This is a genomic window from Rhodopseudomonas sp. BR0C11, assembly GCF_010820945.1.
In the GTDB taxonomy this organism is placed as follows: Bacteria; Pseudomonadota; Alphaproteobacteria; order Rhizobiales; family Xanthobacteraceae; genus Rhodopseudomonas; species Rhodopseudomonas palustris_H.
Genome location: NZ_QTKI01000113.1, coordinates 1 through 12,510, shown reverse-complemented (window position 1 = coordinate 12,510; position 12,510 = coordinate 1). Strand labels below are relative to the sequence as shown.

General features: G+C 63.3%; 9 protein-coding genes, 1 other RNA gene and 2 pseudogenes. 9 read left to right on the top strand and 3 right to left on the bottom strand.

The features are described from left to right. Positions 1 to 768 (top strand): extensin-like domain-containing protein (locus DYI24_RS11300; RefSeq protein WP_164572354.1); only part of this gene is annotated, 768 nt, incomplete at its 5' end. 11 nt (positions 769 to 779) lie between these two features. Here DYI24_RS11300 and DYI24_RS11295 read toward each other — a convergent pair. After that, a complete protein-coding gene (locus DYI24_RS11295) occupies positions 780 to 1,430 on the bottom strand; it encodes a TetR/AcrR family transcriptional regulator (RefSeq protein WP_164572353.1) in 651 nt (216 codons plus the stop codon). 182 nt (positions 1,431 to 1,612) lie between these two features. Between DYI24_RS11295 and DYI24_RS11290 the strand changes: the two genes are divergently transcribed. The 5 genes and pseudogenes from DYI24_RS11290 to DYI24_RS11275 form a co-directional block, all read left to right on the top strand. Next, positions 1,613 to 2,893 (top strand): HlyD family secretion protein, encoded by a 1,281-nt coding sequence (locus tag DYI24_RS11290; RefSeq protein ID WP_164572352.1) that lies wholly within the window; start codon positions 1,613 to 1,615, stop codon positions 2,891 to 2,893. A gap of 150 nt (positions 2,894 to 3,043) precedes the next feature. Then, positions 3,044 to 4,639, top strand: coding sequence for a DHA2 family efflux MFS transporter permease subunit (locus DYI24_RS11285; RefSeq protein WP_164572351.1), 1,596 nt, complete (start codon positions 3,044 to 3,046; stop codon positions 4,637 to 4,639). A gap of 539 nt (positions 4,640 to 5,178) precedes the next feature. Next, positions 5,179 to 6,093: a helix-turn-helix domain-containing protein gene (locus tag DYI24_RS11280; protein ID WP_164572350.1), complete on the top strand. Its 915-nt coding sequence runs from the start codon at positions 5,179 to 5,181 to the stop codon at positions 6,091 to 6,093. Beyond that, positions 6,086 to 6,316, top strand: a pseudogene (locus DYI24_RS28760) (pentapeptide repeat-containing protein); the annotation flags it as partial. The gene DYI24_RS11280 and the pseudogene DYI24_RS28760, both read left to right, overlap by 8 nt. An 84-nt stretch (positions 6,317 to 6,400) precedes the next feature. Beyond that, positions 6,401 to 7,411: pseudogene (locus tag DYI24_RS11275) on the top strand (RelA/SpoT AH/RIS domain-containing protein); the annotation flags it as partial. A gap of 115 nt (positions 7,412 to 7,526) precedes the next feature. Here the strand turns inward: DYI24_RS11275 and rnpB are convergent. Both rnpB and DYI24_RS11265 read right to left on the bottom strand, forming a co-directional pair. Beyond that, an RNA gene (gene rnpB, locus DYI24_RS11270) (RNase P RNA component class A) lies at positions 7,527 to 8,013 on the bottom strand. A 62-nt stretch (positions 8,014 to 8,075) separates the two neighbouring features. Then, a complete protein-coding gene (locus DYI24_RS11265; protein ID WP_164572348.1) occupies positions 8,076 to 8,942 on the bottom strand; it encodes an N-acetylmuramoyl-L-alanine amidase in 867 nt (288 codons plus the stop codon). Positions 8,943 to 9,441: 499 nt separating this feature from the next. On the opposite strand from DYI24_RS11265, the gene rsmH reads away from it, so the two are divergent. The 3 genes from rsmH to DYI24_RS11250 form a co-directional block, all read left to right on the top strand. Beyond that, entirely contained in the window at positions 9,442 to 10,440 is a 999-nt protein-coding gene (gene rsmH / locus DYI24_RS11260; protein WP_164572347.1) for a 16S rRNA (cytosine(1402)-N(4))-methyltransferase RsmH, read from the top strand. After that, positions 10,440 to 10,820, top strand: coding sequence for a cell division protein FtsL (gene ftsL / locus DYI24_RS11255; protein ID WP_199851840.1), 381 nt, complete (start codon positions 10,440 to 10,442; stop codon positions 10,818 to 10,820). Before rsmH ends, ftsL begins: the two co-directional genes overlap by 1 nt. Then, positions 10,817 to 12,510: peptidoglycan D,D-transpeptidase FtsI family protein (locus DYI24_RS11250; RefSeq protein WP_164572346.1), on the top strand; the 1,694-nt coding region annotated here is incomplete at its 3' end. The genes ftsL and DYI24_RS11250, both read left to right, overlap by 4 nt.

Here is a 12,510-nt window from a genome sequence, read left to right as displayed (position 1 = left end):
GTGCCGGCTCAGGACGATATCGAACTGCCGCCGGAAGGCGAGCCATCGGCCGATCGCCCGCCGGCCGAGAACGTCACCGGCTATCCGCGCGGCGCGGCGCCGCAGGGCGGCTATCCCGGCGAAGCGGAGCGGCCGCTGCCACGGCTCGGGCCGGGCCAGCAGGGCGGCATCACCGGCTCGGTCGGGCCGGTCGCGATCAAGCCGACCGCGACGCTGGCGTGCCCGATCGTGTCGGCGCTCGATCGCTGGCTGGCGGAGTCGGTGCAGCCCTCGGCGATGCGCTGGTTCGGCGTGCGCGTGGTCGAGATCAAGCAGATCTCGGCGTATTCGTGCCGCGGCATGAACGGCAATCCGAATGCTCACATCTCCGAGCACGCGTTCGGCAATGCGCTCGATATCGCCGCCTTCGTGCTGGCCGACGGTCGCCGCATCACGGTGAAGGGCGGCTGGCGCGGATTGCCGGAGGAGCAGGCGTTCCTGCACGACGTGCAGAATTCGGCGTGCCAGATGTTCACCACGGTGCTGGCGCCGGGCTCGAACGTGTATCACTACGATCACATTCACGTCGATCTGATGCGGCGGCGCAGCCAGCGTACGATCTGCAAGCCGGCCGCGGTGTCCGGTGAAGTGATCGCGCAGCGGCTGCAGCAGCGCAATCCTTACGCGGGCAGCGCGTCGCCAGCTCCTGGCTGGAACGGCGTCACCGGCTCGATCGGCCGCAATGCCTCGCGTCACAAGGTCGATCGCGACGAGGCCGAGGACGATTAGTCGAACGACGCTTAGTTCGATCCGCCGGCTTTTGGCGCCCGATAGGCGGCGAGGAACATCGCGGTGGCGCTGTCGACCACGCCGGCAATCCGCGCGGGCGAGGGCGGTTCCGAGGTCTGAAAGATGAACGGCAGAAACAGTGTCGCCTGGCAGGCCTGCATGAACTGCGCGGCGGCGAGTTCGCAATTGTCGATCTGGAGCACGCCGGCCGCGACCTGGGCCTGCAGATAACGCCCGAACCGGCCGATGGTGTTGGCGATCACCCGCTCGTAGTAGCGCCGGCCGATTTCCGGCATCCGCTCGGCGATTGCCATCACGGTGCGGATCGCTGACGCGCCGCGCGGATTGCAGATCAGCGCGATGTAGGCGTTGCCGAATGCACGGAGCGTCGCCTCGATATCTCTGTCGGGCGCGAACTCGAATGACAGCATGCCCTGCGCCAGGCTCTCCTGCTCGACGATCTCGCAGAACAGCGAGTTCTTGTCGGCGAAATAGACGTACAGCGTGCCTTTAGATACGCCCGCGGCGCGGGCGATCTCGCCCATGCTGGCGCCGTCGAAGCCGAACTCCAGGAACACCGCGCGGGCGCCGTCGAGGATCTGGCGCCGCTTGGCGCTGTCCTCGTCGCTGTGAATCGCCGCCGCCGCTGTGGTTGCAACCATTGGTTCAGCCTGTCCTGCAAAATCACTGGGGGTGGAACGAGGGCAGAAACGCAAGACTGCTACCCTGATGCCAGGAACTTAAGTTGACCGAACCGTTCGGTCAATGGTAGATCAGGGTGACCTGCTAGGGGTACCAGTCCGGCAGGCTCTTTTGTCGTGCGAGCTGAGTTCAGGAGAACCCGATGTCCGGACGCGACCAAGCTGCCCGCGTGCTGCGCTCCGAGCCGGAGAACGGGGAGGCGGTAGCGGCCGCCGGCACGCCGCCGCATCCGTCTGCGTCGCACGGCGCGCCGTCGCAGGCCGAGGCGCTGCGCTCGCTGCTGGAAGATCCCTCGACACTGAAGCTCGCCGATCCGCCGGAGCCCGAAGCGGAGTCGGAGCCGGTGGCGCCGGCCGCGCGTCCGGGCGCCGCCGCCAAGCCGCCGAGCAAGAAGAAGTTCGTCCTGATCGGTGTCGGCGTCGCGGCGCTGGCCGCGCTCGGTTACTTCGGCACGCAGTACATGCTGGTCGGCCGTTTCATGGTCGGCACCGACGACGCCTATGTCCGCGCCAACAACACCACGCTCGGTGCCCGCGTGTCCGGCCACATCGCCGCGATCCTGCCGCGCGACAATTCCGAAGTGAAGGCCGGCGACATCGTGTTCCGGATCGACGACGGCGACTACAAGATCGCGGTGGACTCCGCGCGCGCCAAGATCGCCACCCAGGAAGCCACCATCGCCCGGATCGGCCGTCAGGTCGCCGCGCAGCAGAGCGCAGTGGAGCAGGCCCAGGCGCAGCTCGCTTCCGCCGAAGCCGCCGCCAAGCGCGCTGACCTCGATTTCGATCGCCAGCAGGCGCTGAGCACGAAGGGCTTCGCCTCGCGTGCGGTGTTCGAGACCTCGCAGGCGAGCCGCGACCAGAGCGCCGCTTCGGTGCTGGCCGCCAAGGCGGCCTACGATGCGGCCCGCGACAATGTCGAAGTCACCAAGGCGCAGCAGACCGAAGCCCGCGCCCAGCTGACCGAGCTGCAGAGCGCGCTGGCGAAGGCCGAGCGCGATCTCGCTTTCACCAATGTGCGCGCGCCGGTGACCGGGGTGTTCTCCAATCGCCTGGTCAATGTCGGCGACTACATCAACGCCGGCCAGCGGCTCGCCAACATCGTGCCGCTCGACGGCGTCTATATCGATGCCAACTTCAAGGAAACCCAGCTGCGCCGGCTGAAGCCCGGCCAGAAGGTCGGCATCTCGGTCGATGCGTTCTCAAGCCGCAAGATCGAAGGCACCGTCGATAGCCTGGCGCCGGCGGCCGGGCAGGTGTTCACCCTGCTGCCGCCCGACAACGCCACCGGCAACTTCACCAAGATCGTGCAGCGCGTTCCGGTGCGGATCCGCGTCCCCGCCGACGTCGCGCGCGAAGGGCTGCTGCGCGCAGGCATGTCGGTCTACGTCGACGTCGATACCCGGACCGGCGACGCCAAGTAATTCTTTTCTGTCAGCGTTGTTGCGAGGAGCAAAGCGACCAAGCCATCCAGCCCCGTGCACCGAGTCCTGGATTGCTTCGCTTCGCGGGCAATGACGGAAATTCTGTTTGATGATTGACGGCCGCTCAGGTCGGGCGCTGAGAACGTAGCAATGTCCGCGACAACCACGGCAGATACACCGATCGCGGCGCCCGCCGAGCCCTCCGAACACGTCCCGGCGACGCGCCTGATCGCGTTTCTGATCATGGTGTTCGGGATGTTCATGTCGATCCTGGACATCCAGATCGTCTCGGCATCGCTGTCCGAAATCCAGGCTGGCCTGTCGGCGTCTTCGTCCGAAGTCTCGTGGGTACAAACTGCGTATCTGATCGCCGAAGTGATCGCGATCCCGCTGTCCGGCTTCCTGTCGCGCGCGCTCGGAACCCGGAATTTGTTCGCGATCTCGGCTGCCGGCTTCACCTTCGCCAGCCTGATGTGCGGCTTCACATCGTCGATCGCCGAGATGATCGTGTGGCGCGCGATCCAGGGCTTCCTCGGCGCCGGCATGATCCCGACCGTGTTCGCCTCGGCCTACACGGTGTTTCCGCGCTCAAAGTTCAACATGGTTGGCCCGATCATTGGTCTCGTCGCCACGCTGGCGCCGACCATCGGCCCGACGGTCGGCGGTTACATCACCGACCTGATGTCGTGGCACTGGCTGTTCTTCATCAACATCGTGCCCGGCATCGGCATCACTATCGGCGTGCTGGCGCTGGTCGATTTCGACGAGCCGCATTACGAGCTGCTGGATCATTTCGACTGGTGGGGCCTCGGCTTCATGGCCGGCTTCCTTGGTTCGCTCGAATATGTGCTGGAAGAGGGCCCGCGCAACGACTGGTTCAACGACGAGTCGATCTTCATCTTCGCGATCATCTGCGCGGTCTCGGCGGTGGCGTTCTTCTGGCGGGTGCTGACTGCGCGCGAGCCGATCGTCGACATCCGCGCCTTCACCGACCGCAATTTCGCGATCGGCTGCATGTTCCAGTTTTGCGTCGGCATCGGGCTGTACGGCCTGACCTACATCTACCCGCGCTATCTCGCCGAAGTGCGCGGCTACAGCGCACTGATGATCGGCGAGACGATGTTCGTCTCCGGCATCGCGATGTTCTGCACCGCGCCGCTGGTTGGCCGGCTGATGGCGCTGGTCGACATGCGGATCCTGATCGCCATCGGTCTGATCCTGTTCGCCGGCGGCACCTGGCAGATGACCTGGATCACGCGCGACTTCGATTTCTACGAACTGCTGTGGCCGCAGATCTTCCGCGGCGTCGGCATGATGATGGCGATGGTGCCGGTCAACAACATCGCGCTCGGCACGCTGCCGCCGCACCGCGTCAAGAACGCCTCCGGCCTGTTCAACCTGACCCGCAACCTCGGCGGCGCGCTCGGACTGGCGCTTATCAACACCATCCTCGACAGCCGCACCGACCTGCACATTTCGCGGCTGCACGACAAGGTGAACTGGGGCAACGCCCAGGCGGTCGAACTGCTCAACACCTTCACCCAGCGCTTCCAGGGCATGGGCGATGCCTCGATGATGGCGCTGAAACAACTTACCGCGATCGTCCACCGCCAAGCCGTGGTGATGAGCTACGGCGACGCCTTCTTCCTGCTGACGGTATTCTACCTCGGCCTGACCACGCTGGTCTTCCTGCTCGCCAAGCCGGCCAACCCGATGGCCGGGCCGGGCGGCGGCGGGGGGCATTGAGGGGGCGACGTCTTAACGCGCCTCATTAGTCTTGAAACGACCCTTTCTCAGAAAGAGACAATTCGATAATCCGTAGCGAAATCTGCGCTTGGGATCGAATTTCAGTCATTGTCCTTCTTGCTGGCTTTTTGCTCGAGTGTACGAGAGCACCATCTGCAAACCAACCGGATCGCAATGTGCACTATCACCGTCCATAAGAGCCAATCGATCTCGTTGAGCCAGCCGACCTCCAATTCTACAAGGTAGTGTTGCACAAATTCAGAGCAAAAATGCCTGGCCAGAATTTTCGCAATTGCGCGGGCTCGAACTCTAATATGGCGGGCCATAAGACTCTCCTGTTCCTGGTTCGTCAGGATTAAAAGGACAGGAGTGCTTCCGGTCTCCGACTTTATTCCGTCCAACAATTGGTTGTGGCGGCCAAGAAAAGGATCGGAAACTTTGCCGGGAGTGGCCAGCGTGCGGTCGGAAATCAGTCGGTGTGGCCTCTAAGTGTCGGATGCAATATGTATCAAGACTTGGTCGGATGATTTGGTGTTGGCATGGCTCGCGATACCACGAGGATCTACGAGCTTCCTGAGAAAATCAGGAAGCTTACTGATTGGGCGGGGAATTGCGGGATCACCGAATTGGCAAGCATCAATAGCTTAGCGCGCAAGATCGATGTGCCGGAATCAACACTGAAGCATGCGATCAGCAATCGGATCTCGTTCGAGTTGCAGCGTCGGATTTCCGAAGCTTTTGGCTTTTCCATTGAATGGACAGAGTGGCTGGACCGGCAGGCAGGTTCTGTGGCCCGCAGGGATTCTGCGGAATCCTTTTTCGACAGATTTCAAAAATGGAAGTCTGCTCATGCCAAGATCACAATCGTCTCTGACGGAACAACGACTAAGATCGATCGGCGGTTTGCTGACTTCAGTTTTGCTGTGCCAGGATCCTTCGATCCGATCGACGATGAAGCTGAAATTCCATTGATCTTGTCGATTGCGTTCGACAGGAGAGGATACCCTGTCTGGGTTGAAGAGGCGTCAGAGACGCTGATTGTAGGATTGAGAGAAGTTGACCTAGAGATTAGCCATGATCAGGCTCAGCGGAAGATCGAAGCTAAGGATATTGAATGCGAAGGTGGTGCCGATGGAAACTTTTCGGCGTTTTTGGAGGGGCTTGAGCCGCCGTGGTGGATTGTCTCGACGACCGATCAGAGGTTAATGGGGCGACGATTGCCAAACGATGGATGTGACTGTGTTTGTCGGGGGTTCGGCATTGGCGATAAGCTAACGGCCACGATGAAAGCGAGAGTCGACTCATGCGTTGTTGGTATGCAGGGCAATTTGTTCAAGGGAGAATCTGAAGCGAAGAAGGCGTTCATCGATCATTTGGTGCGCCTTACTGCGCTGCAGGGAGCCGAGGCAATTCTGGGTACCCAGATCCTAGAAGTCGTTCCGAAAGATGACTGAGTTCTCTCAGGATCTGCTAACGCAGAGAATTAGGGCGGTGCGGTTCTGCGCATCTGACAAGCTAGATGATCTTGTTCGTGTTACCGGCCTCAATCCCGCGAAAGATTTGAGATATGGCGATTTTACAGCCTTCAATTTCACAGATCTCGATTTGCGAGGGTTTAACTTCGCTGGGGCCGATTTGAGGGGGGTATGCTTCGATGGAGCAATGATAAAGGGGGCGAATTTCTCGCGAGCTAAAGTGTCAATTCGACAGCTATCGAGAGCATCAGATTTTGGTTCTGTCCCTGTTCGATCATATGGGGCCGTGTTGTGTAAGACGCCGAAAGGCGGAAGAATAATCCTTCCGATTGGTGCGACCTCAATCGATTTTGCCTACGCAGTACACACTGAGGTAGGAAATAGCGCGGTTGGCTGCAAGATTAATGGAAAGTTCGCGCCACTTTCCATGGAATTAGAGGACGGCGATGAGGTGGAGTTGTTGACGTCGAGAGGGCACGCAACCCCCCCTGCGGCGTGGGAATCGCTCGCTATTACCGGGAAGGCACGCACAGCGATACGGCGGGCAACTCGCTTCGCGATGCGCGATCAGTATTGCGGACTTGGTCGTCGAATTGTTGAGCGTCTTTTTCGGCGTGCCGGAATTGATTACTCCGAAGAGCGGCTCTTGGGGGCATTGCCATGGCTTGCTCGTGGCTCAATTGACGAGGTGATGGCGTCAGTCGGGCGTGGTGAGATGAAGGCGTCCGACGTCGCTCGCGCGATGTATCCGGACTATAGGGAAGAGCACATCGCGCGGTTTGGCGCCAAGAAGGATTTGTCCGAAAAGGGACTACTCGATTTCGCGGAGCGTGGCAGGTCCGGTGTGGCGATTCCGATTGGTGGCGTCTACTCCAGCCTGCCAGTGAAATTCGCGCCGATCGGCGGCGCGGTGCCGGGCGACCGCATTGTGGGCATAGTTACGCCGGGCGAGGGGATCACCGTCTATCCGATCCAGTCGGCGGCGCTGAAGGAGTTTGAGGACGCGCCTGAGCGTTGGCTTGACGTTCGATGGAACATCGACGAGACCAGTCCGCAGCTTTTTTTGGCGCGGCTGTTCGTGCAGTACTTTAACGAGCCCAATGGTCTCGCTCAAATTACGAGCGTCATTGCTGAACATCACGGCAATATTGAGAATGTCAACATGGCGCGGCACTCGCCGGATATCATTGACCTCACCATTGATTTGGGCGTCTTTGATCTCAAGCATCTCAGTGGTATCATCGCTCAGCTTCGCGTCAGGGAAGTCGTCGCAAGTGTCAACCGCGTCGATGGCTAGCTGATTTTTCTCGGGCGAAGGGCCCGGCGTTTCCGCCGAGCCCCTCATCTTGCATTCCGCGTTTTCTTCACGCGAACCGGAAGTCCGCTTCGCTCGAAAACGCTTTCGCGTATCAAGTATCAGCCGGCCTGTAAGCCGGGTTCTGGAGAGCAGCGCCCGCGGTGAAGCGGAGCACTACGCGACGGCCATTCCTCTGGGACGCTGTTTGCACAGCGCCTCGAGCAACCTACCCGGACGGCGAGCCTGACATCGCCCTGCGGAGTTATTGCTGCAAGCAGCAAACTATCCGCGATGCCGTCCCTATTCGGTTTTGCTCCCGGTGGGGTTTACCATGCCGTCCCCGTTGCCGGTGACGCGGTGCGCTCTTACCGCACCTTTTCACCCTTACCCGCCGTCGCAGCTTGCGCTGCTATGGCGCGGCAGGCTCGAGAGCTTGTCGCGCCGAAGCCCCGAAGGGGCGTAGGCGGGCGGTTCGTTCTCTGTGGCACTTTCCCTGGGGTCGCCCCCGCCGGACGTTATCCGGCACCGTATGTCGATGGAGCCCGGACTTTCCTCCCCGGCGGCCTTTCGGCACTTGCCGGAGCGGCCGTCCGGCCGACTGACGCGGCAAGCCATGCGGGCTCGGGCCGCGATCGTCAAGCCGCAAGTGGTGTGGAAGAAGCGCTCAGCCGAGTGCGGCGACAGCGCGGGCCTCGACCGGCAGCCGGTCGAGCAGCGCATGCAGCGTCGCCAGCGTCGAGGCGTCGGCAATGCCGTCGACCTTCTCAGGGCGGAAGTGACGCTGGAATGCGGTGACGACGTCGGTGGTGGCGTGGTCGTAGCTGCCGTTGACCGGAACGCGGTAGCCGTAGTCGGCGAGCGCCTGCTGCATCAGCCGCACTTCCTCGCCCTCGGTGCCTTGCTTCAGCGCCGGCCCCGGCACGATCCGCGCCGGCTCGACCCACAGGCCGACGCCGGAGGCGGCGAGCGATCGCCAGGGAAACTTCTCGCCCGGATCCTTCTTGCGCGCGGGCGCCACGTCGGAGTGGCCGACGACGCGGTGCGCCGGCACATCGCGGCGCAGGATGATGCCGCGGCACAGCGCGATCACCGCCGCGATCTGGCGCAGCGGGTAATCCGGATAGCCCCAATCGTGGCCGCGATTGATGATCTCGATGCCGATCGAGCAGGAGTTGCTGTCTTCCTCGCCAGCCCAGGAGGCGACGCCGGCGTGCCAGGCGCGCTTGGATTCCGGGACGCATTGCAGGATCCGGCCGTCTTCGAGCACGACGTAATGCGCCGAGACTTCGGTGCCTGCCTTGCACAGCCGGGTCAGCGCGCCTTCGACATCGGGCATCCCGGTGTAGTGCAGGACGATCATGTCCGGACGGCGCGCTTTATTGCGCTCGCCGTAATTCGGCGAGGGCAGCACGTCGGACACCATCGACGAGTCGGGCGTGAAGGTCTGCATAGACAGCATGCCCTTGGGCAAAGGGAGGCCGCGTCGACGTTTCGACTCCAGACCAGCGGACGCTAACGAACCTGACAACATCGGATAACTCAATACTGGCAGGACCACGGCGAAGCTGACCGACGCCGACTGCAACATCCGATTTACTATCTGAGTCCCTCGGGTCTCCTGCAACGCGCTGTCTTCACGATTTTGCCATTTTCTGTGGACGAGCGCGGGTTCGCCGTCCTGCAGCGCAGCGAAAATGCCTGCGAGCGACGCTGCGTTCCTCGGCGCGGGATGACGGACAGCCGTCAACGGTTTCTTAAGCGTAAGCGCCGTTACTGAGTGGTGAACAGCCGGTGTCAAATTGCCGGCAATATTTCCTGTGACGCCCCATAAGCCGATGGCAATCCATCAGATTCCACGCGGAGAGCCGGGTTCGTCGGTCGCCTTGGTCGGCTGGCGTGGCGCTCCGCCGGCGGAATGGGACGAGGCGAGGCAAGATGGGCCGATTGCCCTGCAGCAAGCCGACGATCAGCCGGACCGGTTTCCGCATCATGCGGGATCGACGGGGCTTTGCCGCGGCCGGGGCGATCGCATGAAGCCGTCCGACGCGCGCCATATTCCGGTGCTCGGCCCTGAAGCGGTCGGCCTGCTCGCGCCGCGCGACGGCGGCATCTATGTCGACGGCACGTTCGGGGCCGGTGGCTACACACGGCTGATCCTTCAGACCGCCGGCAGCCGCGTGATTGCGATCGACCGCGATCCGACCGCGATTGCCGGGGGCGCCGATCTGGTTGCCGAGTCCGGCGGCCGGCTGACGCTGGTGCAGGACCGGTTCTCCAATCTGGCCGACGTCTGCGCCGCCCAGGGCGCCGCGACGGTCGACGGCGTGGTGATGGATATCGGCGTCTCGTCGATGCAGCTCGACCAGGCCGAACGCGGCTTCTCGTTCCGGTTTGACGGGCCGCTCGACATGCGGATGGGGCGCGACGGGCCGAGCGCGGCCGATGTCGTCGCCCGCGCCTCCGAAACCGATCTCGCCAACATCATCTACATCTTCGGCGAGGAGCGGTATTCGCGCCACGTCGCCCGCGCCATCGTGGCAGCGCGGAGCGAAACGCCGATCACGACGACCAAGGCGCTCGCCGACATCGTCGCCAAGGTGGTGCGCGCCAAGCCGGGTGAGATCCATCCGGCGACCCGAACGTTCCAGGGGCTGCGGATCTTCGTCAACGAAGAGCTCGACGAGCTCCACCAGGCGCTCGACGCGGCCGAGCGCGTTCTGAAGCCGGGCGGGCGGCTCGCGGTGGTGTCGTTCCATTCGCTGGAAGACCGCATCGTCAAGACCTTCCTGACCGAGCGCAGCAAGACCGGCGGCGGTTCGCGCCACCTGCCGGAAGTCGCGCAGGCGGCGCCGAGCTTCACGCTGCTCAGCAAGCGGCCGATCGTCGCCGGCGACGCCGAAGTCGCCGCCAATCCCCGCGCGCGCTCCGCCAAGCTGCGCGGCGCCGAACGCACCGGAGCCCCCGCGCATGCCGCCGGCGATCTGCCGGGATGGCCGACGCTCGCCAGCGTGATGAGGGCCGGGCGATGATGCGCCTCGTGCACGTGCTGGTGATCGGCATGCTGGTGTTCGCAGCGGCCTATGTGTACCGGATCAAGATGGAGTCGACGGTGCGCACCGAGAAGGTGCTGCAGATCCAGGCCGAGCTCCGCAAGGAGCGCGAGGCGATCGCCCGGCTGCGCGCCGAATGGGCCCAACTCGACTCGCCGGGCCGGCTGCAGGGCCTCGCTACCCGCCATCTCAAGCTCAAGCCGGTCGGCGCGCGGCAGTTCGACTCGCTGAAGAACCTGCCCGAGCGGCCGCCGGCCGTCGTCGATCCGAGCGCTCCCGATCCGATCGCATCGATGATCGAAAAGATCGATCCCGACATCGTCACCGGCTCGTTGCCGGCTCCGGAGCCTGCCCAGTGACCGATCCTTCGCTGCCGCTCGTCGGCCACCACGTCAAATGGCGCCAACGGCTGATCCGCAGCCTGATCTACGGCAAGGACGTCGATCGCGATGGCAAGGCGCGCGCCCGTGTCGGCCTGGCAATGATCGCGTTTGCGGCAGTGTACGGCATCATCGCGTTCAAGCTGTCAATGATCGCGGTGTTCGGCGACGGCCACGGCGCGCGCCGCACCGGCTCGCAGGATGCGGTCGCCACCGCGCGGCCCGACATCGTCGACCGCAACGGCCAGGTGCTGGCCACCGACGTCAAGACGCCGTCGTTGTTCGGTGAGCCGCGCCGGCTGATCGATCAGGACGAAGCGGTCGAACTGCTCACCGCGACGTTGCCCGACCTTGAGACCCAGGAGGTGCGCGAGCGCCTAGCGTCGAAGAAGGGCTTCGTCTGGTTGAAGCGTGAAATCACGCCGCGCCAGCAGGCCGAGATCAAGAAGCTCGGCATCCCCGGCATCGGCTTCCTGCGTGAGAACAAGCGCGTCTATCCGAACGCCGCCGAGGTCTCGCATCTGATCGGCCTGGTCAACATCGACAACCAGGGCATCGCCGGCATCGAGAAATGGCTCGACAACAACGGCCTTGCCGACCTGCACCGCGCCGGCTTCGCGTCCGACCGGATGCAGCGCCCGATCGAGCTGGCGCTCGACGTCCGGGTCACGCACGCGCTGCGCGACGAACTGATCAAGGCCAAGGAGAAGTACAGCGCCAAGGCGGCGTCGGGTCTGGTCTCCAACGTCAAGACCGGCGAGATCGTCGCGATGGTGTCGCTGCCGGACTTCGATCCGAACAATCCGCGCGAGGCCAACGATCCCGACCGCATCAACAGGCTGACCACCGGCGTCTATGAAATGGGTTCGACCTTCAAGACGCTGACCCTGGCAATGGCGCTCGATGCCGGCAAGGCGACGCTGCATTCGATGTACGATGCGCGCGGGCCGCTGCACTACGGCAAGTTCAAGATCCACGACTCGCACAATATGGGCCGCGCCATCTCCCTCGCGGAAGTGTTCACCTATTCGTCGAACGTCGGCGCGGCGCGCGTGGCGCTGTCGATGGGCGTCGAGGCCCACAAGGCGTTCTTGAAGAAGGTCGGCCAGCTCGACCGGCTGCGCACCGAGCTGCCGGAAAGCGCGTCGCCGATCGTGCCGAAGCGCTGGAGCGAACTTAACACCATCACCATCTCGTTCGGCCACGGCGTCGCGGTGGCGCCGCTGCAGGCGGTGATGGGCATCAACGCCATGGTCAATGGCGGCTATCTGATCCCGCCGACCTTCCTGAAGCGCACCGAAGAGGATGCCAAGAAGCTCGGCAAGCGGGTGATCAAGACCGAGACCAGCGACAAGATCCGCTACCTGATGCGGCTCAACGCGGAGGTCGGCACCGCCAAGACCGCCGACCAGATCGCCAAGGGCTATTACATCGGCGGCAAGACCGGCACCTCGGAGAAGGTGGTCAACGGCCGCTACGCCAAGAAGCAGGTGCTCAACTCGTTCACTGCGATCCTGCCGGCGGACAATCCGCAATATCAGGTGCTGGTGATGCTGGACGAGCCGAAGGCGCTGCCGGAGACTCACGGCTTCATCACCTCCGGCTGGAACGCCGTGCCGACCGGCGGCAAGGTGATCGAGCGAATCGCCCCGTTGCTCGGAATCGAGCC